Here is a 21,504-nt window from a genome sequence, read left to right on the forward strand (position 1 = left end):
AGATGAAGTGTTTGACTATTTAGTCAAGCTCTTCATCTTTTATTAATTTTTAATATCAGTTGTTAACCTTTCTCCTAAACGACTTAATAATTCATTTGTTAGTGTTCCTTCGTCTGTTACAATTTGTTCTATATTATCACTCGAAAGAATCATCACCTCTGAATTAAGAGGAACATCTTCTGCCTGACTTAAATCTACTAACAACATATCCATGCAAATATTTCCTATTTGAGTCATTCTTTTATCCTGACACATCAAGACAAGACCTTGATTAGACAACGAGCGAGGTAATCCATCTGCATAGCCAATACTAACTACCCCTATTAAGGTTTCTTTTTTTAACTGATAATTAGTGCCGTAGCCAACATATTCATTAGCTTTGACATATCTTTTAGAAATAAGTTTAGCCTTCACTTCTAAAACTGGCTTTAACTCTATTTTTTGTTTTGGCTCTTGAATAGAATCACTTAGAAAGCCATATAAAATAATTCCAGCTCTCACATAATCAAAATTAAGTTCAGGATAATTTAAAATACCATAACTACTCTGAATATGTGTGACACCATAATCAATTCCTAAATCCTTCAAGCCTTTTAAAACAGCTTGATAACTTTCAATTTGTCGCTTAGTTCGATTAACAGAAAATTCATCTAATAAGTCTGCCGAACCAAGATGAGAATAAATGCCTTCAATTTTTAAATAGGGTAACTGATACATACCAACAACTGCTCCTAATTCAGGTTGCATACCTAAGCGATGCATACCAGTATCAAGTTGTAAGTGACAACGGATAGCCATTTTTCGAATATTTAATAACCTACCATGCTCTTCACTAATAACCGATTGAATTAAATCATAAAAGGCAATCTCTTCTATTCTTTTAGGATCTGTATAACCTAAAATTAAAATATCGCTGGCTATTCCTGCTTTTCTTAACTTTATGGCTTCATCAATCGTAGCAACTGCTAAAAAATCAATGCCCTCTTTTAGTAATAACTGACTAAAACCAACTAAATCACAGCCATAGCCATTTGCTTTTACAACGCCTATGATTTTAGTTTTTCTAGGAATAATTTTCTTTATTTCTGAAACATTATGTGAGACGTCTTCTTTTAGAATCTTTTTTTCAGCGCGAAAAGGAACTGGTGATATTTCTTTTTTCTTTCCTTTTAAATGCAAATAAAAAACTGAAAGAAGCCAGCTGCCACATAAAACAAGTAAATAATAAATTAGACTGATTTTTAAAAATAAAATTCTACTTGAAATCGTATGAATTACAACGATCACCAAAGGATGAATCACATATATAAGAAGTGGTAACTCTTCTTTTGTCTTCCATTTTATTTTTGGTTGCCATCTCAATAATAATTGATACAAAAACAGCATGACAAATGGCAGAAAGAAGTACATACTATCATGTTTTATTTCTGTATAAGTGTGTAAAAGATAGCTTTCTATCAGCGTTAACATAAGACTAATCACTAAGAAAAAAGGAATTTCCTTTATATTCTTTGTTTTACCTTTTCGATATAAATAAATTCCTAGACAAAGATAAAGAGGTGTAAAAAACAAACCATTTCTAGTTAAAGGAAATACCTTAAATAGATTTGTATAAAAAAGTGAGACAAACTCTATTCCTTTTAACCAACCATACCAACTATCTCCACCTAGCCCAATTAAATACAATAGAAAAGAAATCATCATGACTCCTGAAAAAGACATCACTCTCAACAAATAAGTGACCAGAAGAACGCCTATAATAACTGCCGGAAAATACCATAAATGGTAAAACGTTCCTTCAAAAAAGAAAGCCGAAACCCCTTTAACTAAAGAGGTACGTGTTGAGATAGTTCCTGTGTAAAAAGACAACGGTAAAAATAAAAGGATAGCGATAACATATAGTTTTAGTATTTTTATCAGAAAAGATTGAACTCTTTTTCTATTGAGATAAGACTGTTGGAAAGACAGCTTTCCCATTAAAAAATAGCCAGTTGTCATAAAAAAGAATGGAACAGCAACTCGGAACACAGTTAAGGTAATCAATTCATCTAGCTTTGGTGATATAGATGAAAAAGGAAATGTATGAATCCCTACCACCATAGCTGCTGCAATGATTCTAAAAAAATCAATACCTTGATACCTATCCTTCATTGACTTGGCCTCTTGTGGCATTTAAAAAGGCGACATATTCTTCTAATACCCAATCCTGCTGTTTCATAATTTGACTATGAGGTGTCCCAACATAACGAAAATGCCAAGGTTCATAACTAATGCGAGTGATTGATTCTTTTCCTTTAGGATATCTTAAAATAAAACCAAAATCAGCCATGTTATATAAAAAGCGAGCGACAATAGGCCCTGTTGAAAAGGTTGGTTTAATCGGGTCATTGATTGTATTTTTTAAACCAATATCTACAGCCAAACCTAATTCATGTTCACTACAACCAGGCTTAGCCACATATTTATTAGTAAATGTTATACCTCTTTCTTTGATTGTTTCATCCCATAAATCTTGTTGATTCTTTTTAGTTCGGTACCCATCAGTGACAATTACATCATTTTCTATTTTTAATGTTTCAATCAAGTTAGTAAGCTCTGTAGCAACTGTTGCATCTAACAAAATATTAGAAGTTGTAAACGGCGCTGGCACCAATAATTGTGGGCGTTCTTCATCTAAAATAGGATAATCTGGATTAACGAGTTGTAAGAAGTTTGTTTTCATAACTTTCTTCTCCTAACTCAATTAATTTTTCAATAATGTTAGCATAGCTCATTCCAATTTCACTCATCATCATTGGTAATCTTGAATGAGCTGTAAAACCAGGCATGGTATTAATTTCATTCAATAAAATATCATCATCTTCTGTTACAAAGAAATCAATTCTAGCAAGACCACGACACTCCAAAGCTCGATATAATTCTTGCGATTGTTGTTTAATCTTTTCTGTTGCCTTTTGACTAATTTTTGCAGGAACTTCAATTTTAGCTGTGATTAAATTATACTTTTCCACATAATTAAAAAAGCCTGATTCTAAATCAACTTTATCGCATTCACCAACAATCAATTCATCATTGCCGATAATACTACAACCAATCTCCACACCAGTAACGCTTTGTTGAAGAAGTATATTTTTATCAAATTCACTAGCAGTATGAATGGCTTCAAATAACTCTTCTTCTTTTTCGATACGAGTAATTCCTTTTGAAGAGCCTGCTTCATTTGGTTTGACAAATAACGGATAACCACTGATTCTAGCAAATTCTAAAATAGCCTGTTTATCTAATTTTTGGGCATTTATTTGTAAAGTTGGTGTACTTTTAATTCCCAGTTTTTCTGCATATTGATGAAGTAGTAGCTTATTCATTGAAACAGCTGAAGCCAATATGCTACAACCAACAAAAGGAATATCCATCATTTCAAATAAGCCTTGCATAGCTCCATTTTCACCTAATCCACCATGTAAAACTGGAAACAAAACATCAAATAAAAGATAATTTTTTGTCTCTAAATTTAAAAAGCCTTTTCCTGAAAAATCAATTCCTAAAGGCTGACAGCTAGGATGTAAAAACCATGTGTCATTTTGAATGTCTTCAATAGGTCCTTCATAAAAATACCAACTTCCTTTTCGAGTGATTCCTATTTTTATAACCTCATAATCTAATGTTTCCATTGTTTTTAAGATAGCTGTGGACGAAATCAAAGAAACTTCATGCTCCATTGATACCCCACCAAAAATAACTGCGACTTTTTTCATTCTTGAAAACCTCCAATAAATTTCTATCACTTAGTAATAACCACTATAAAGGAAGTTTTTTCTTCAGTTATAAACTCTTTCTTATCTATCTCTTAATTTTTTATGAGGAAAAAAAGAAGCTGACCATTAAGGACAACTTCTTTGTTTAGTCTATTTTACTCTCATCAATTCTGTGTAACCATTAGTACCTTTTCTTTCAACTTTGATAAATAAGTCTTCTTGTTCAGATACATTTGTTAATGGAATTGAATGAGTGGCATCTTTATTGATACTACCTGTTCGATCTAATAATTTTTCTCCTACCACTTCACCATTTTCAGTGCCTTTTCTAATCGTAATATATGTATTGATATAAGGAACTGCTCCGTATAAATCTAGACTTCCATTAGAAGTATCTGCATCTGTATACACTAATGTATTAGAACTACTTAAAGCATGAACTAATTGGTTCTGCCCTTTTTCAATAATCATTGTATTCGGTGAAAAGTTTGTTTGAGTTACTTTTCCAGCAAATAAAACATTTTCAAAACTTACATTCAAACCATAATTTTCTTTAGTTGATTTACTTGAGTAGATACTACCATTACTATATTTACCTAATAAGTTACCATTAGATAAAGATAATTCAATACGTTTTCCTGACTTTTCATCTTTTCCAATATAATAGTTAGCTGTGTCTAGTGTATAACCATTTAAATCAATTGCAGTATCTTCTTTTAACTCAATTTTTTTAGCTAATTTAATATCTGAGCCTAATTTAATTTTACTAATATTATTTTTAACAGCTGTTTCAAGTTCTTGGAAATTTGAAACGTCTAAAGGTTTTTCACTGTCATAAAAGAAATCCGCTTTTGCTAATTTTACAATCTCTGATGATTTATTAGACTTAGCTCTTTCAAAAGTAATCGTTATATCTGTCAGCCCTGCCACTCCATTTAATGGAACAGTTTGATAACTATAATCTTTAGCTCCACTCGTTTTAGTTAATATTTTTTCACCTATTATTGTTCCGTTTTCATCGCCACTTCGAACAATCACTTTTGTATTATCATAAGGAACTGATGCAAACAATTGTAGATCTTTTCCTTTTAGATCAACATTCTTAAATGATACCCAGTTATTTGTAGCTAGATTTTGAATTTCTAACGAACCGGATTGATCAACATTTAAACCACCATACGTTTTATAATAATCATTTAAAGCCATGCCTTCACTAATAACTGGCGCTTCTCCCTTAAGATTATAGTAAACATTATTAGCTAGAATAGCAGCTCCTCTAGCGTTAGGATGTACACCATCAGGAACAAGTTCAGCAGCATAATCTGTTTCTGTAAAATTATCAATAATACTCACATCAATATCAGCTTTTTTGGCAGCTTCAAATATTTGAGGTAAAATATCATCTAGTTTCTCTTGTGTAATACCGTAAGCCGGTTTAAAAACATGAGGTGGTAAAGAAATATAGACAACAGGTTTAGTTGATAAATTTTTATAACTTTCAATTAAACTTACATAATCAGCAACGAAAGGTTCTATCTTCTTCATATTCTGTTTTTTAGTATCATTAGTTCCTAACTGAATAACCACTACATTCGGATTAAATGCTAAGCTTTTTTTATACTGCGGTGATTTTAAATAGGGATTATCCCCATTACTTAATAAGGTTTTAGCAGAATGTCCAAAATTCTCCACTTCATAATCAGTACCTAATCTATAATTCAGTTGGTTAGGATAAGAATTAACTGTTCGACGTTCTACATTCATTCCATAAGTAATACTATCTCCTACAGCTGCAATTTTTATTTTTTGATTTTTAGGGAAAACATTTATTATACCTTTTACCTTGTTATTATTTTCTGTCTTTCCATAAACTTCGTAACTTCCGGCTTGACTAAAAATGTAATCTTCTGCATTATCCCATTGGATTGTTTCTTTAACTATGGTTGTTTTATTATCTAAAGAAACAATCTCATTAGGTAATTGCACCTGCTCATTTTCCATAGAAATCACATTAACTGCTGAGTAAACTTCTGGAGTTGCTAAAACATTTTTACCGCCTACTATGAACATACCTATTGCAAATACAGGTATCATATATTTCGTTTTCATATTCATTCTCCTCGAAATGTTGTTTTAAAATACATCAAGTATACATCGTGTCATTTAAATAGTAAACAGTGTTTTTTAGTTTTTTGTCTTTTTATAGACAAAAAAGATGGCATTAGTATCTAACACCATCTTTAAATCTTTTTAATTATTATTTTTTAGGTATTTCATGTCCGCCAAATTGATTTCTCAATGAAGCGATAACTTTTTCACCATATTTTTCTGTATCCATAGACGCGTAACGAGTTAATAATGATTGGGTTATAACTGGAGCTGATTGTTGCATCTCAAGCATCTCTTCTACCGTCCATTTACCTTCACCAGAAGAAGGAACTTGTCCACTTATACCAGACATAGTTGGGTTTTCTTTTAGAGCTTTTTCAGTTAATTCCATTAACCAACTACGAACAACTGACCCATTATTGAAAACTCTAGCAACTTGTTCTAAATCATAATCAAATCGTGAATGATGGAGTAAATTAAATCCTTCACCAATTGCTTGCATCATACCGTATTCAATTCCGTTGTGAACCATTTTTAAATAGTGACCACTACCTGCTTCACCACAGTATAAGTAGCCCTTTTCAACACATAAATCCTCGAATAATTCTTCAATTTGGTTGAAAATAGCTTGTTCGCCACCAACCATCATACAAGCACCATCTCTAGCACCACTCATACCACCAGAAGTACCCACATCTAAAAAGTGAATATCTTTTTCTTTTAAAAAATGATAGTGATGAACGCTATCAGCAAATTTTGAATTACCACCGTCAATTAAAATATCACCAGCATTCAGTTTTTCATGACATGTTTTAATCATGTCTTCTGTAATTTTTCCAGATGGTAACATTAACCAATTGATTGTTTGTTCTGTATCTAAGGCAAAAAATTCATCCAATGTATCTGTTGGCGTTGCTCCTAATTTTTTTGCAGCTTCTCTTTGAGAGTCATTAATATCAAAACAAACAACTTCATGCTTATTTGCTACTAAATTACTAACTAAATTTAATCCCATTTTACCTAAACCAATAATTTTAATCTTCATTGCGTCCCCCAAAAGTTAGAATCATTTGATTCCATATTCTCGAATAAGGAAAATAAAATCATTTTCCTCTTACCGAAAATGATTCTATCACTAATATATATACAATACAATTATATCTTATAATTAAGTTTTATTTACTTTTATCAGTCTATTTTAAGTTAAAACAACTTTTATTTTTATGGTAATCATCTTGAAATATAAAACGGATTCATACTTTTTTTCTTTATTTTTGCTCTTTAGTCATCTATCTCATTAAACAAAACAAAAAAGGTAGGTAAGAAGTATTTTTTACTTTCTTATCTACCTTTTAGGTCTAACTTGAACATCAACATCAAAAACATCAAAACGACTTGCAAGTTCCTGCTCAATCGTCTCAGCAATCACAGCACCCTCTTCTACAGTCATTTTACCCGTCACTTCAATCGTCACATCGACTGCCACAGCGTCCCAAAACATTTTACCAGTAATATCAACAATTCTTTCAATCCCTGGAATGCCTTCAATAACATTTTGATAGTTCTCAACCATTTCAGGATCAAAACCACCAGATAAATGAAAGACATTTTCCTTAACAATTAAATAAGACATACGGCATAAAATCAAACCAAGAACAACTGCTGTTAATCCATCAAACATCGGGTTTATTTCAATGGAAAGTAAGATCCCTAGCGCTGTTCCAAAATTCATTAATGTATCGCTAAGTGCATCCTTCATCAATGTATTAATCGAATTACTCTCAACTTTTTGATAGACTTTTCGATTAATTAAAAAGGTAGCTAACATAACAAAACCAGAACCTCCTGCCACAATAACAGAGATGTTCCCTGGAGAATCAGGACTTGTATAAAAAGAAGATATAGCACCTTTTCCTCCTTCAATCACAATATAGGCAGACATTAAAAACATAACAAAAGAACTAAAAAGATTGCCTAACGTTTCAAACTGTTGATAGCCTTTGCTATGAGAATGAGAAGGGTCTTTAAGAGAAACCTTAAGCCCAACCAATAACCCAACAGAAATAATAATACTGGATAAATTGTTAAAACCAGCAGCCAACAAAGCTTTTGAACCACTAACTAAAGCAATACTAATTTCAGCAATAAATAAAACAATAAAAACAAATAAATTTAAATACGCAATTCCGATACTTTGTTTCAAGTTTTCAAAATATCGGAGGCGATTATTCAATGTTTCTTTCATAAATAAACTCCTTTCAAATTAAACATGACTTTCAGGCAATCTTCTGACAATGCTTAAAGCCTGAATCCCTAAAATAAAAATAAGAACAAAAATGAGACTGAATGTAGAACCATAAGAGAAGAAGGTCAGATTTCTACCATACACCGCCCCAAGAAGAGCAACTCCAATTGATTTAGACATCATCAAAACAAACGAATTTAACCCCATAACACTTCCGAGTGACTCTTTTGGTGCATTAAATTGTAAATAAATCATTAAAGAAGAAACTGTAATTCCCATGCCAATCCCTATCAGCATCATCGTTAAATAAGCCATTAAACCATGAGCCATACCCATAAAACTTAAACTAAGCGTTCCTATAACTAAACACATAGTTCCAATTATCAAGTCTTGATTAATCGAAACTTTTTTAATTAAATAGGTATTCATAATAGTTCCAAGCGTCCAAAATATTAAGAACGGAGTTAAAAGTGAACCTGCTTTTAAAGGACTCATTGACATCATTTCTTGTCCCCAGAGTGGTAGATAGGCATTAACTCCTGCCGCAATCATTCCCGTTGTTAGAGTTAACCCATTAATTTTTAAGACATGCTTATTTTTCAAAACACTCAAATCAATTAAACTATTTCCTACATTATTTTTTTCACGCTTGTACCACATGGTAAAAAGTAAAAGAGAACCAAGAAATAACCCTAACATTAACAAAGTATTTCTAACATACAATGAGCCAAATAAAGTCATTGCTCCTAATAAAATAAGACTGCTTCCAACATAATCAAGTGATAGCTGTGATTGCCTTTTCGGTTCATCTACAAAGAAGTAAATCAGTAAAATAGCGATCACAGTTAAAGGAACATTTAAGAAAAAGACATAGTGCCAACTAAAATAGTTTAAGATAAATCCTCCTAGAAAAGGCCCTACTAATCCTGCAATTCCCCAAACAGAACTTTCAACACTTTGAGCTTTTGCACGACTTTCCTTTGTTTCAAATAAAAAGCCAACCATTGAGCGAGAAACAGGAACAATCGCACCCGATCCTATTCCTTGAAACGCTCTAAAAATAATTAAAGTCATCATATTAGTAGCCAAACCACACAATAAAGAAAAACTAGAAAAGATTAATAGACCGATGATTAAAGTTCCCTTGCGGCTCCAAGCATCTGCTAACTTACCAAACAATAAAGAGAACACACCACTAAATAATAAATAAACAGAAAACACCAAACCTATTAAAGACGAATTGCCTAAGCTACCCACTATCGAGTTAGCAACAGTTGAAATAATTGTTCCTTCAATAGCTGCTAAGGCTGTCGCCATTAATAAGGCAAAAAAGACAATATTTTTTCTTGTCATTAAAGACACCACCTATATTTTTAACTAGTTAGTCTAACTAACTATATAATAAGAGTATCTTTTTTATTTGTCAATCATTTTATTTTTCCCAGCTGTTCTTTTTATCTTTTAATCGTTTTTCAATTAACTTCAACTCATCTAATAAGACTAGCTTTTGATTAGCACTTAAATCATCAAAAATATCTTGTACCAATACTTGTGTGTCCCCGTTTATTTCCGAGCATTTTTGTTCTCCTTTTGGTGTTAACGATAAAAAGAAAACTCTCAAATCTTTTGTATCTCTTGTCTTTTCAACATATCCCTGTTCAACTAACTTATTAACTTTTACTGTTACAGAAGAAGATTTAATACTAAAATAAGTTGCTAAATCTTTTGAAGTGACTCTTTCCTTTTCCTTGATAAAATTTAAAGTACGACCCAAGTCTTGCATTTCACCTTGTTCTCCACCTATATAATGAGCTAAATGATGCATATTTCTTGAAATTTCATGTAGCGACTGATAAATGTCAAAATTAATATGTTCAGACATTTTACTACCTCCTTTAATTAGTTCGTCTAACTAACTATATCAATAATTAAATAATTTGCCAACAAAAAAGTCCATCCAAAAACAATTTTTTTTGGGATGGACTATTCTTACTCTTCAAGAAAACTCATTTCTAAATAATGATTGTTCTGTTTAGTATGAGGGTAATTAATTGCTTGAATTAATTTCTTAGATAATGCTCTTGCTATCTCTTTAAATGGTGTCTTTAACGTTTTAATTGATGGTCGAACTTGTGAAAGGAAAGAAACGCCGTCATAACCTATCACTTCAACGTCATCATTTATTCTTTTTCCCTCATCAATAATGGCTTGATAACAACCTATAGGTACATTATCATCACAACAAAAAATAGCTGTTACAGATGATTTTCTCAATAATTCAATCGTTGCTTGATACCCAGCCTGAACAGATAGTTCTGTTTTCTTTACCAAATTTGGATCAACTGGCAATTGATTAGTGGTTAAAGCATCTTCATAAGCTTTTTTTCTCTCAGGTAATGAATACTCCTTACCCTCATATTTAATAAGACCTATTTTTTGATGTCCTTTATTAATCAAATAAGTAACACCATCATAAATTCCTTTGTATTCTCCTAAAACAACTGTTCCAAAAAAATGATCCTTTTTCCCATAGTCCAAAAAAATAACTGGTGTTTCACGATAATGCCCTTGATTAATTACTTCTTTAGTAAATTCATGGGTTGAAATCAGCAAAATTGCTTCTACAGACAGCTGGTTGTATTGGCTTAACAACTCAACTTCTTGTTCTTTTTTTCCATAAGACTCGCTGATTAACAGATGATAATCCTCTTGTCCCAGAAATTCTCTCATATTTCTAACAATTGAATAAGCCAAAGGTTCATTCATCGAAGGCATAACTACACCTATTAACTTAGACTTTTTTTTAATGATATTAGAAGCAAAATAATTTGGTGTGTATTCATTCTCTTTTACAACGCTCAATACTTTTCCCTTCGTCTCTTTACTGAAACGATGACCTTTATTATTCAGTATTTGAGAAACCGTTGTAACTGAAACGCCTGACATTTTTGCGATATCACGAATGGTTAAAGCCATCTCAACACATCCTTTTTTGTTAATTTATTTCATTATAACAAATTTATCGACAACTGTAGACGTATGTATCTCCAACTTATTTAAAATTTAAGCAATTTTTCATTTAACTTAGAATAAATACGATCTCTAAACCACGGTTCACTAGAAGCCTGAACGGCCTTCTCTAAAGAAAACCATCCCAGTTGACTATTCTCATCAACTTTAACTTGAAGTGTTTCTTCTTCTGTTGCTTCAATCAAATAAGTTAGATTGAGATGAAGATGAGACGGAACATAAGCTTGATGTTTCATGTGACCATCTACGGTTAAGACCTCTAAAGAGTAGATTTCTGAACTGACTGGAGTCACATGTTCCAAACCACTTTCTTCTTTCACTTCTTTTAAAGCTACTTGAAGTAACTCTTCATCTCCATCAGCATGTCCGCCTAGCCAAGACCAAGAATCATAAATATTATGATAAGCCATCAGTACCTTATCTCGATTAGCATTTGTAACCCATGCTGAAACGGTTATATGAGCCATCAAATTACTTCGATAAAAAATGTCTTCATAATTGATTAATGCTTCAATAATGACTTCTTTATCTTTTTCTTCTTGCTCATTAAAAGGAATGTAATCCTGTAATTGTTTTATTAGTTCAGCCTTCATTCATCAAACCTCCACTCATATAATTAATTAAAGCATACTCTTTTATTTCATTAAATGATAGGTTAAACAGACGGGACGCTGACTTTCGGGCTCATTAACAATCGTTGCTTCTATTTGGAAAACATCTCGCAAGCACTCTTTCGTAATAACTTCTTCTGGCGTACCTGTGGCTTTAATCTTTCCTTGATTAACAGCCACCATAAAATCAGAAAATCGAGCTGCTAAATTTAAATCGTGTAAAACCATCACAATCGTACAACCCTCTTTTTGATTCAATTCTTCTAATAATTCTAATACCTCTAATTGATGCGCCATATCAAGATAAGTTGTTGGTTCATCTAATAAAATTAATTCCGTTTGTTGAGCTAATGCCATAGCAATCCAAACTCGTTGTCTTTGTCCACCCGACAAATTATCAATTTCTCTTTGAGCGTACTCTTCTAATTTCGTTACCTTCAAAGCCCACTCAACTATTTCTTTATCTTTAGTTGTTAGCTTTCCAAATCCTTTTTGATGAGGAAAACGCCCGTATGAAACTAATTCTTTAACTGTTAAGCCACTTGGTGCTGTGGGTGTTTGCGGAAGTATTGCCATTTTTCTAGCAATTGTTTTTGTTGGTAAATTGAATATATCGTCCCCATCTAAATAAACCATTCCTGATTTTTTCTTTTGAATTCGACCAATTGTTTTTAAAATCGTTGATTTGCCACATCCATTGGGTCCAATAATTGAAGTTATTTTTCCTTTCGGGAGTGATAAATTCAGATCCTCAACAATCACTCGCTCATCATATGCAATAGATAGTTCTTTGGTTTCTATTTGATTCATCATAATCTCCTAATCTGCCTTTGATAATAAATATAAGAAATACGGCGTACTAAGTACAGTAATCACAATCCCTGTTGGAACATCACTACCTAAACTAATTGATCTTGTAATCGTATCAGCAAGTAAGATGATACCTCCTCCTAATAAACCTGAAACAGGAATGACAAAGAAGTGATTAGCCCCTACAAGTTTTCTTGCAATATGTGGAGCAATCAAACCAACAAAAAAGAAATTACCTCCTAAAGCCACACTTAATGAGGAAAGGGCTACTGCAACAAACATCAAACTAATAAACTCTACTTTTACAGAAACTCCTAATCCTTTTGCCGTTTCATTTCCTAAATTAATCGTATTAATAACTTGGGCTTTAAACACGGTATAGCCGACAAGAATGATGATACATGGGATAAAGACTTTTAAATAACGCCAATCGTCACCCCAAAGATTTCCAGCTTGCCATTTTTGCATAAACTCCATTTGCCTTTCATCCATTCTAAGGCTAAGCATGGTTGTAAGAGCACTATAGCCACTACCAACTGCAACTCCGGTTAAAATCAAGGTTGTCGGAGACATTTCTTTTTTTCGACTATAAGATAAAAAGAAAATGATAAGAGCTGATAAAATGCCACCAACAAAAGAAAGAGCAGGTAGAGCATACGCTGAAAAAATACTCTCTGAATGAAATAAAACAATATACATTAAAACAAATAAACCTGAACCAGAACTAATTCCTAACGTTCCAGGACTTGCCATATCATTTTTAAGCAGACTTTGCATAATGACACCTGAAACCCCCATACCAATACCTACAAAAATAGCTAGTATAATTCGTGGAAAACGAAATTCAAACACAATCAAATTCTCTTGATAAGTTCCATTACCATTTAATACTTGCCAAACTGTACTTGGTGGTAAACTCATCTTTCCTGAGTTAATACTAATCACACCTAAAAAAATGACTAAAATAACTAAAGAACCCAATAAAAGAAACTTTCTTAGTAAATGCTTTTCCATTAAAATTCACGCTCCCCTTTTTTGACTAGATATAAAAAGAATGGAACGCCAATTAAAGAAAATATAATACCAATTGGTGTTTCAAAAGGACGATTAATCACACGTCCAATAATATCAGCTACAACAGTTAAAAGAGCCCCGTAAAGCATACTTGCTGGAATAACAAATCGATAATCTACACCAACAAAAAAACGAATCATATGAGGAACAATCAATCCAACAAAACTAACAGGTCCAATTACCACAACTGAAAGTCCTGTTAAAACTAAAACGATTAAGGTCGAAAAAATTTTAACACGTTTAATATTTAGTCCTAATCCAAGAGCTACTTCTTCTCCTAAGCTAAGCATTGTTACTGAGGGAGACAACATAATAGATGCTAAAACACCAAGGACAAATAATGGGAAAATAACAGCCAGTTCTCCCCACTTAGCTCCTGCAGTTCCTCCAGCCGTAAAATACATTAAAGCATGCCCTAATTTATACTTAATCGAAAGATAACTACTCATGGCTCCAAATAACATAGAAATTGAAATTCCTGCTAAAACAAGTCGTTGTGGTGTCATGCCTTTTTTTCCAGTTGAAGCAACAAAGTAGGTTAATCCTGTGGTTAAACTTGCTCCAATACAAGAAATAACTAACATCTCAATATAATTAAACTGAGGCATTAAAGCTAAGCTAAGCGCCATAGCAAATGTGGCTCCTGAGCTGATTCCCATTAAACCTGAATCAGCTAATGGATTTCTCGTCGTTCCTTGCATAATAGCTCCTGAGACAGCTAAACTTGCTCCAACAATCATATCTGCTATTGTTCGAGGTAATCGTAGAGTTAGTATCGTTTGGTGTTCTGTTAACGTTTCATCAAAAGAGAAAATGGCTTGCCAAGCTGTTTTTAAAGGGATAGCTGCCGCTCCATATGAGATTGAAAAGAAACAAGCTATTAACAGCAACACAATGCCTAACACAACATAAACAAAAAAATTAGCAGAGCCTTTCTTACGTTCTTTTACTTCCATGTCTTTATCCTTTCAACAAAAATGAGGCTACTACACATTGCGCGAGTAAGCCTCTTAATTGATTGTTATCTTATTTTACTAAAGCATCAAAATGTTCAACAAAATAGTCTAATTGATGCGTTAAACTTGAAACATCTGAATAATAGAATAATCCATTCAAGTCTCCTGGCACTGTTAAAATGTGACCATCTTTAACGGCTGGAATTGTTGGCCAAATTTTTGTTTTTTCAAATTCAGAATCTTTTTTACCAGGTTGTAAGAACCAGATGACATAATCACCAAAGTAATCAGCAGCAACTTCATAGGATAAACCTTCTCTTGTTTCACCGCTTTTTTCAATCAATTCTTTTAATTTATCTGGGTACTTCAAGCCAATGTGATCGTATAGTAATGTTCCACCTCTTGAGCCTGTTTCATAGTAAACACCATATGAAGCACTACCCCAGTCTTCAAAAATACTAAATGTTTTTCCTTTAAATTCATCTTTAGCAAATGAATCTTTTGCTTTAGCAAGTTTTTCTTCAAAAGTAGTAACTTGTTTTTTAGCTTCTTCTTCTTTACCAAGAACTTCACCTAACAGTTCAAGTCTTTCTTCTGGTGTTTTTTTCTCAGAAATAACAACTACAGGTGCAATCTTAGAAAATTTATCAAAATCATCTTTATCGTATGAGATAATTAAATCTGGTTCATATGATAAAAGTTCTTCTTTTTCCCATTTTTCAATAGTAGGGATATCTTTTATTTCTTTATACATTGGCATTGCTTCTTGCGCCCAACCAGCATAAGCAACAGGTTTTACTCCTAATGAAGCAACATCATGAATGTACCAATTAACGACTACTTTTTTAGGTTTTGTAGGTACTTCTACTTTCCCCATCTCTGTTTCCACTACTTTAGTTGTTGCTTTTTCCTTTGTATCTTCCTTACCGCTTGAACAACCAACAATTAAAACGGCTAATAGCCCTAAACTCAATAAAGATAAAACTTTTTTCCACATATTTTTTCCCCCATCTTTTTCATGATCATTCTTTAACAAGTAAAATCAAAAAAATTGACTTTTTATTGATAATGAATCTCAATTTCAATTATATCGTTTTCATTAAAAAAATCAATTAGATTTTAATGAGAGAATCTTGCTTGAAAGACTTAAATCCTCTTTTATTATGTGATACAATAGTCTGTAAAAAATAATGGAGGAGTTATCATATACTTATGGAGAAAACAATTATACCTAACAACTACCAATCCACACTAAACGTTTACGATACTCAAACAGCAATCGGTTTTATTAAACGCTGTTTTGAAGAAGCTTTAACAGGAAGTCTAAAACTTAAAAGGGTATCTGCTCCTTTGTTTGTTGATGAACGTTCCGGTTTAAATGATAACTTAAGTGGCACTGAGCGACCTGTAAAATTCGATGTTCCTGCCCTTTCTGATAACGGTGAAGTCGTTCACTCTCTTGCTAAATGGAAACGAGTGGCACTTAAGCAATACGATTTTCACTCTGGAAATGGTTTGTATGCTGATATGAACGCTATTAGACGAGATGAAGAGTTAGACAACCTACATTCTATTTATGTCGATCAATGGGACTGGGAGCGTGTTATTACAAAAGAACAACGAACCATTGATTATTTAAAAGAGACAGTACAAGGATTAGTTAATGCAATGGCTGAAACAGCTAGTCGTTTACATACCAAGTACCCAAATGTCGATGTATCAATTGATACTAGCGTTTCTTTTGTTACTAGCCAAGAATTAGCTGATTTATATCCTGATTTAGACTCTAAAGAAAGAGAACATGCTTATGTAAAAGAACATCCCACAACGTTCATTTTACAAATCGGTGATGTGTTAAAACACGGTACCCCTCATGATAACCGAGCACCTGATTATGATGATTGGGCTTTAAATGGCGATTTATTATTCTGGCACGAACCTCTTCAATGCGCAATGGAATTATCTAGTATGGGAATTCGAGTGGATGACCAAGCCCTATTAGCTCAATTAGAAAAAGCAAATGCTAAAGAAAGACTAGAGTTTCCTTATCATCAACAAGTTATCAACAATGAACTACCTCTAACAATTGGTGGTGGAATTGGCCAAAGTCGTATGTGTATGCTGCTTCTTGGAAAAGCACATATTGGAGAAGTCCAAGTTTCTTTATGGGATGAAGAAACCATCAATGCTTGTCACGAAAAAATATTCTTACTATAAGAAAAAACAGGGTTAAGGAAAAGTTCATTACTTTTTACCTTAATCCTGTTTCTTTTATTACATCATTAAAAAGGCAATGCCAATTGGGATGATGATAACACCTATTAAAAAAGCCCAACTTTGCCATTTAGCAAAATTAAAAGTCATTCCTAATCCCATTCTTTTTTCTACCCAAAAAGAAGGATCTTCTTGGTTAAAATAGAACATGCCTAATTTCCAGTGATCATCATCATCAAAAGAAGCTGACTCATCAATCTTAACTGGTGCCTCTTTAGAAACATTCACCGTCTTCAACCTGTCTCCACCTTGACCGTAATAAAGAGAGAACCATAAAACAATTCCTAGAATAGCGACAGTAAAGACAAGAGATGCTACCATCAACGTTTGAGGCGTAATTTGTTGGAAAATAATAGACAACTGAATCATCATCATTAATAGTTGAACCAATAAAGAAAGAACAAAGTTTAATAAAGAGGATTGCTTTCTAAATTTTTTATTTCTAGCGATAGACTCTTCAGTATTTTTCACATCGATTCGTTGCTTTCCTTTTAGATAAGACTGATTACTAATTCCCATCACAAATGTTAAAAATAGTTGAAATGCTGGAATTGCTAGGACACTCTTCCATGTTTTATCTGTCATGATGATAGGGTTCATGTTCATATCCCACTTAGTGACAAATGATTCAGGGATGTGTTGATACTGAGAAACAGTTAAAACAACTGTTAATAATACAAAAGCAAGATTCACACCGACCAAGTAACCTGTTGGAAAAATCAACTTTTCATCTCTAAAAGACAAATCAATTACCATTTTTGGTTGTTTCAATCCATCAGTTTTTAATCCCTTTTTGAAAGTTTTTAACTGTTTATATTTAGCTAAGTAAACACCCATCGAAACAATTAATTGAATAAAGAGTCCTAAAACACTAAAGAACATTAATCTTTCTAAGTCAATTGTATGTTGAAACAAGCCATACATCACAATGCCTAATCCAATTAAGAAACTCAAAAAAAGATTAATCATTAAGTAACTTTTCTTTTGATGAGCCATAACTGTTTTGGCTTCATCTGTCTCTGGTAGCGTCACTCCAAAAGGAATATCTCTCTTACTATAGTAAGGAGTCAGTCCCATTAACAAACCAATCATCAAATTAAAAAATAGCATCACTAGTACATTAATCATCTGTACCATCTCCTTTTAGCTTTCCTTGCATGTCCTCTAATAAATGATCCACATCAATATTAAATACATGAGCATCAATCATTAAATCAAATAGTTGTTCTTTAAAGACCGATAAATAATCATCACTGATTTTGGGTGGTGTCTCGCTTGAAATTTGGTAGCCTTTTTTTACTTGTTCAACGATTCCTTCACCAACCAAAACTTTGTAAGCTTTATTTACCGTATGTAGATTAATACCAATATCCCCTGCTAAACTCCTAACACTTGGTAAACTATCACCAGGTTTTATTTTTCCTTGAATAAGTCCCAACTTGATTTGATAGACCAACTGCGTGTAAATAGGTGTTTCACTCGATACATCTATTTCAATAATCATCTCATCACCTCTTTTTGTTATACACATAGTATAACAATTATTGTTATATGTCAACTATAACAATAAAAGAATTAAAATATCTTTTCAGCTTCTTATTTGGTAAAATAAAAGAAAGACACTTAAAGAATAGGAGTGAGTTTTATGCCAGTTACAAGTCATTATTGGGCACAATCAGAAAAATTAGTAGACTCTCTGTTACCCTGTAGTCTTCTTTTATGTCTCTTGCTCCTTTTCTTTTTATTCGTCACACTTCCTTATGTTAAGAAAAAGAAATACAATTTAATAACCATGCTTGTTTTAACCGTTATCGAAGGTATCATAGCATCAAGTATTCTTCTATATGCCACAGATTATCGCTATTTAAGGCCTTATGCTTCTCGAGTTAATCGAAGTGTTGAATCACGCTTTTTAAACTATTTAGATATAAGTACACTTCAAGAAAAGAAACCACATAAAGACATGGTTCAGGAAACTCTGAGATTACCTTTTTATCAATTAGTCGATGAAACAACGGAGCCACTCATCTACTTAGGTAAATCTCCTGATTATTTTTATTTTGAAAAAAATAAAAAGATTTATAGAAGAGATACATTACACACTAAAATTAGTTTCAGTAAAAAAGTAAATGCAGTCATAGTTGATGCTAAATCAGCAATACTGACAGATAATTCATTTACATCAATTGGTTTTTATCCAAAGGTCGGACCTACTATTTTTAGTATTACCATACCTAAAAATCAAGAATCGCTTTCTTATTTCCCTGCTACTAAACCCGGTGAGTTGTGAAACGTTTTTTTAATTATTTATTAACCTAAAAAAATTAGTCAAACAGTCAGGAATGATAATTATGATAAATCTAATTAAAGATCGTCTACCGCTCATTCTTTTATTTCTAATTCTCATTTTTATCGGTGTCTTGTTAATCATCAGTGTGTTTCGAATTAAATCTAACAATAAATTTATCAAATTGATTCTCTGCTGTTTAGGTCTACTAACATTTGGCCTAGGTTTATACGGTATGTTATTTGTTCTATTTTTTGGTTTTAATTCTTAAAATTAAAAAAAGCTTTCAGAATTTTTCTGAAAGCTTTTTGTCTTTGTTAAGATAAATTATTTTTTCTCACTCTAATAATTTCAATTAAAAAATATCAACACTATTCTTTACTTTTTCTCCAAAATCATTCACTTTTTTTCTAGTTCCTTTGATTTCTTTAACCACTTGACCAATTGAATCTAGTTCTTTATCTGATAAATCTTCTACCATATTCAATAATTTTTCATTACCGCCAAATTTTTCATTAACCACTTTTTTTGTTTTATAGCGAGTTGTTTCATGTTCTAATTTCTCAATAATTTTTTCTGAAAAAGTAACAGCTGTGAAAATACCTGCTACTGCTGCAACGCTAAATCCAACACCAATTTTTGTACTTGTTTTCATTAAAATCATTCCTTATCTATTATTTTTGATTACAACCAAATTGTATCATAAAGAGAGGTATTTAAATAATAAAAGCATTAAAATGTTTTTTTATTTATTAATTCGTCAGTTAAAGTACAATTAGCAACATTATAGTAGTATAATAAAAAATAAAAAGGATGTTGAGAGGTATGGATAAGAAAGATTGGTTAGAATTTATTTTTTACTTTATTCTTTACGGAGCACTATATTTTATTGCTGACTTTAGTTCGAGTTACCTTATTAAATTTATTATCGTTTTTATCGGTGCTGGTATTGGGAGTATGCTTTTTCGTCAGTTAAAACTAAAAAAGAAGCGCTCTATTTAAATTTGTATTGATCAAATGGACCTAAAGAATGAATCATTAAAATAAAAAAGATGATTATAGCTCCTATCCCAAAATATTCATGAAGAAACTGAGAAAAAAATGAACCTAGTAGTAACGTTATTCCCCAAGTTATTAAGGAATTCCTCATATCTAAGCTAATTTTTTCTTTATAATAATATTTTTGTTCGTTTTTGGGAATATTATCGAAACCACTAACTAATATAGCTCCTTTTGATTTTAACAAGTGAAAAATTATCGCCCCAATAAAACATAAAACAGATATAACTAAACTAATAATGGTTATTGGCTTCATCAAAAATCACTTCCTTTTATTTAAAGTATACTACGAAAAAATAATATCACTATCATTTGTGATATAATTAACAATAAAATAAGGGTGATTAAAATGGTAGCAACACTAGAAACGAATCGTTTAAAGTTACGAAAAATGACAGTTGATGATACTGACGAAGTCTTTGAGAATTGGACAAGTTCTGAAAATGTAGCAACATATTTAACGTGGGCTCCACACTCCGAGATTGAAGTAACAAAGAACTACTTAACTTTTGAAGAACACAATAGAAATGAAGGTTGGGGTATCGTTTTAAAAGAAACCAATCAATTGATTGGAAACATTTCTGTTGTTGATGATAAACCTAAAACAAAAACGAAAGCACTAGGCTATGTATTAGGAGAGAAATTTTGGAATCAAGGTTATATGAGTGAAGCTCTGATAGAAGTAATTGATTTTTTATTTGAAACAACTGATGTTAATAGAATTGAAGCAGAGCATGATACAGAAAATCCTGGCTCTGGCCGAGTGATGGAAAAAGCTGGTATGACTTTTGAAGGTATTTTACGAGAGGCAAAATTGAATAATCGAGGTATTGTTGACGTAGCCCTTTATAGTATTCTACGATCAGAGCGAAAATAAATTTTAAAAGGAGACTTTAAAATGAACTCAAAAAAGATAAGAATAATTTGTTTAGCTACTTTATTACTGCTTTTAAGTTCATGTACTTTGGGAAGAAAATTTAATGGAAGTAGCACTGGAAATGAGGAGCAATTTATTATGTCCTATGATATTTTAAATATGAAACGACAAAACAAGTTAAATTTAAAAAAGGATGACAGTGTTAATTGTGAGATAACAAATAACAAAGGAAAAATAACTGTTCAGATTTTAAATGAAGACAAAGAAGAATTAGTAACAAAAAATTATGAAAAAGAGACCGATTATTTTACCTTCAAAGCCCCTAAGAATGGAGAATATACCATTTCTGTTGACGGTAAAAAAGCTAAAGGAAATGTAAATTTTATAAAGAATTAACTACTTAATGTTCTTATTGAT

23 protein-coding genes are annotated in these 21,504 nt (G+C 32.0%); 5 read left to right on the forward strand and 18 right to left on the reverse strand.

Features of this window, described 5'->3' with window-relative positions:
* Positions 1 to 42: 42 nt before the first annotated feature.
* From vanT to H9L18_RS13910, 14 genes are all read right to left on the reverse strand, one after another.
* Positions 43 to 2,151: a membrane-bound serine racemase VanT gene (gene vanT, locus H9L18_RS13845; protein WP_126796374.1), complete on the reverse strand. Its 2,109-nt coding sequence runs from the start codon at positions 2,149 to 2,151 to the stop codon at positions 43 to 45.
* Positions 2,141 to 2,722 (reverse strand): D,D-carboxypeptidase/D,D-dipeptidase VanXY, encoded by a 582-nt coding sequence (gene vanXY, locus H9L18_RS13850; RefSeq protein ID WP_126796372.1) that lies wholly within the window; start codon positions 2,720 to 2,722, stop codon positions 2,141 to 2,143. Before vanXY ends, vanT begins: the two co-directional genes overlap by 11 nt.
* Positions 2,694 to 3,755, reverse strand: coding sequence for a D-alanine--D-serine ligase (gene vanC / locus H9L18_RS13855; protein ID WP_126796369.1), 1,062 nt, complete (start codon positions 3,753 to 3,755; stop codon positions 2,694 to 2,696). The genes vanXY and vanC overlap by 29 nt, the downstream gene beginning before the upstream one ends.
* Positions 3,756 to 3,905: 150 nt before the next feature.
* Positions 3,906 to 5,864 carry a GDSL-type esterase/lipase family protein gene (locus tag H9L18_RS13860; protein ID WP_185847534.1) on the reverse strand — a complete coding sequence of 653 codons (1,959 nt, stop codon included), beginning with the start codon at positions 5,862 to 5,864 and terminating at the stop codon, positions 3,906 to 3,908.
* Between the two features lie 148 nt (positions 5,865 to 6,012).
* Positions 6,013 to 6,909, reverse strand: coding sequence for a phosphogluconate dehydrogenase (NAD(+)-dependent, decarboxylating) (gene gnd, locus H9L18_RS13865; protein WP_126796365.1), 897 nt, complete (start codon positions 6,907 to 6,909; stop codon positions 6,013 to 6,015).
* A gap of 300 nt (positions 6,910 to 7,209) precedes the next feature.
* A complete protein-coding gene (locus H9L18_RS13870; protein ID WP_126796363.1) occupies positions 7,210 to 8,109 on the reverse strand; it encodes a cation diffusion facilitator family transporter in 900 nt (299 codons plus the stop codon).
* Between the two features lie 18 nt (positions 8,110 to 8,127).
* The gene (locus tag H9L18_RS13875) at positions 8,128 to 9,462 is read right to left on the reverse strand and encodes an MFS transporter (RefSeq protein WP_126796361.1); all 1,335 of its coding nucleotides are present in this window, start codon (positions 9,460 to 9,462) and stop codon (positions 8,128 to 8,130) included.
* 79 nt (positions 9,463 to 9,541) lie between these two features.
* A complete protein-coding gene (locus H9L18_RS13880; RefSeq protein WP_126796359.1) occupies positions 9,542 to 9,991 on the reverse strand; it encodes a MarR family winged helix-turn-helix transcriptional regulator in 450 nt (149 codons plus the stop codon).
* A 107-nt stretch (positions 9,992 to 10,098) separates the two neighbouring features.
* Entirely contained in the window at positions 10,099 to 11,085 is a 987-nt protein-coding gene (locus H9L18_RS13885; protein ID WP_126796357.1) for a LacI family DNA-binding transcriptional regulator, read from the reverse strand.
* Between the two features lie 80 nt (positions 11,086 to 11,165).
* Positions 11,166 to 11,732, reverse strand: coding sequence for an NUDIX hydrolase (locus H9L18_RS13890; RefSeq protein WP_126796355.1), 567 nt, complete (start codon positions 11,730 to 11,732; stop codon positions 11,166 to 11,168).
* 42 nt (positions 11,733 to 11,774) lie between these two features.
* Entirely contained in the window at positions 11,775 to 12,560 is a 786-nt protein-coding gene (locus H9L18_RS13895; protein WP_126796353.1) for an ABC transporter ATP-binding protein, read from the reverse strand.
* 9 nt (positions 12,561 to 12,569) lie between these two features.
* Positions 12,570 to 13,574, reverse strand: coding sequence for a FecCD family ABC transporter permease (locus H9L18_RS13900; protein ID WP_126796351.1), 1,005 nt, complete (start codon positions 13,572 to 13,574; stop codon positions 12,570 to 12,572).
* Positions 13,574 to 14,590 (reverse strand): FecCD family ABC transporter permease, encoded by a 1,017-nt coding sequence (locus H9L18_RS13905; protein ID WP_126796349.1) that lies wholly within the window; start codon positions 14,588 to 14,590, stop codon positions 13,574 to 13,576. The genes H9L18_RS13900 and H9L18_RS13905 overlap by 1 nt, the downstream gene beginning before the upstream one ends.
* A 70-nt stretch (positions 14,591 to 14,660) precedes the next feature.
* Positions 14,661 to 15,587, reverse strand: a complete 927-nt coding sequence (locus H9L18_RS13910) for an ABC transporter substrate-binding protein (RefSeq protein ID WP_126796347.1) — start codon at positions 15,585 to 15,587, stop codon at positions 14,661 to 14,663.
* Positions 15,588 to 15,802: 215 nt separating this feature from the next.
* Here H9L18_RS13910 and asnA point away from each other — a divergent pair, with 215 nt between their 5' ends.
* Complete coding sequence (gene asnA, locus H9L18_RS13915; protein ID WP_126796345.1) at positions 15,803 to 16,807, forward strand: aspartate--ammonia ligase; 1,005 nt, start codon at positions 15,803 to 15,805, stop codon at positions 16,805 to 16,807.
* Positions 16,808 to 16,864: 57 nt separating this feature from the next.
* Here the strand turns inward: asnA and H9L18_RS13920 are convergent, their stop codons facing one another.
* On the reverse strand, positions 16,865 to 17,992 hold the full coding sequence (locus H9L18_RS13920) for a DUF1648 domain-containing protein (protein WP_126796343.1): 1,128 nt from the start codon (positions 17,990 to 17,992) through the stop codon (positions 16,865 to 16,867).
* A complete protein-coding gene (locus H9L18_RS13925; RefSeq protein ID WP_126796341.1) occupies positions 17,985 to 18,368 on the reverse strand; it encodes a GntR family transcriptional regulator in 384 nt (127 codons plus the stop codon). The genes H9L18_RS13920 and H9L18_RS13925 overlap by 8 nt, the downstream gene beginning before the upstream one ends.
* A gap of 141 nt (positions 18,369 to 18,509) precedes the next feature.
* Here H9L18_RS13925 and H9L18_RS13930 point away from each other — a divergent pair, with 141 nt between their 5' ends.
* Positions 18,510 to 19,154, forward strand: a complete 645-nt coding sequence (locus H9L18_RS13930) for a hypothetical protein (RefSeq protein WP_126796339.1) — start codon at positions 18,510 to 18,512, stop codon at positions 19,152 to 19,154.
* A gap of 352 nt (positions 19,155 to 19,506) precedes the next feature.
* On the opposite strand, the gene H9L18_RS13935 is transcribed toward H9L18_RS13930, so the two are convergent.
* Positions 19,507 to 19,806: a hypothetical protein gene (locus H9L18_RS13935; protein ID WP_126796337.1), complete on the reverse strand. Its 300-nt coding sequence runs from the start codon at positions 19,804 to 19,806 to the stop codon at positions 19,507 to 19,509.
* 170 nt (positions 19,807 to 19,976) lie between these two features.
* Here H9L18_RS13935 and H9L18_RS13940 point away from each other — a divergent pair, with 170 nt between their 5' ends.
* Positions 19,977 to 20,153 carry a hypothetical protein gene (locus tag H9L18_RS13940; RefSeq protein ID WP_185847533.1) on the forward strand — a complete coding sequence of 59 codons (177 nt, stop codon included), beginning with the start codon at positions 19,977 to 19,979 and terminating at the stop codon, positions 20,151 to 20,153.
* On the opposite strand, the gene H9L18_RS13945 is transcribed toward H9L18_RS13940, so the two are convergent.
* Entirely contained in the window at positions 20,146 to 20,466 is a 321-nt protein-coding gene (locus tag H9L18_RS13945; RefSeq protein WP_126796335.1) for a DUF3784 domain-containing protein, read from the reverse strand. The two genes, H9L18_RS13940 and H9L18_RS13945, sit on opposite strands and share 8 nt — an antisense overlap.
* A 93-nt stretch (positions 20,467 to 20,559) precedes the next feature.
* On the opposite strand from H9L18_RS13945, the gene H9L18_RS13950 reads away from it, so the two are divergent.
* Complete coding sequence (locus tag H9L18_RS13950) at positions 20,560 to 21,087, forward strand: GNAT family N-acetyltransferase (protein ID WP_126796333.1); 528 nt, start codon at positions 20,560 to 20,562, stop codon at positions 21,085 to 21,087.
* Positions 21,088 to 21,108: 21 nt separating this feature from the next.
* Complete coding sequence (locus tag H9L18_RS13955) at positions 21,109 to 21,483, forward strand: hypothetical protein (RefSeq protein ID WP_126796331.1); 375 nt, start codon at positions 21,109 to 21,111, stop codon at positions 21,481 to 21,483.
* Positions 21,484 to 21,504 lie beyond the last annotated feature (21 nt).

It is taken from the genome of Vagococcus carniphilus (assembly GCF_014397115.1).
Taxonomy (GTDB): Bacteria; Bacillota; Bacilli; order Lactobacillales; family Vagococcaceae; genus Vagococcus; species Vagococcus carniphilus.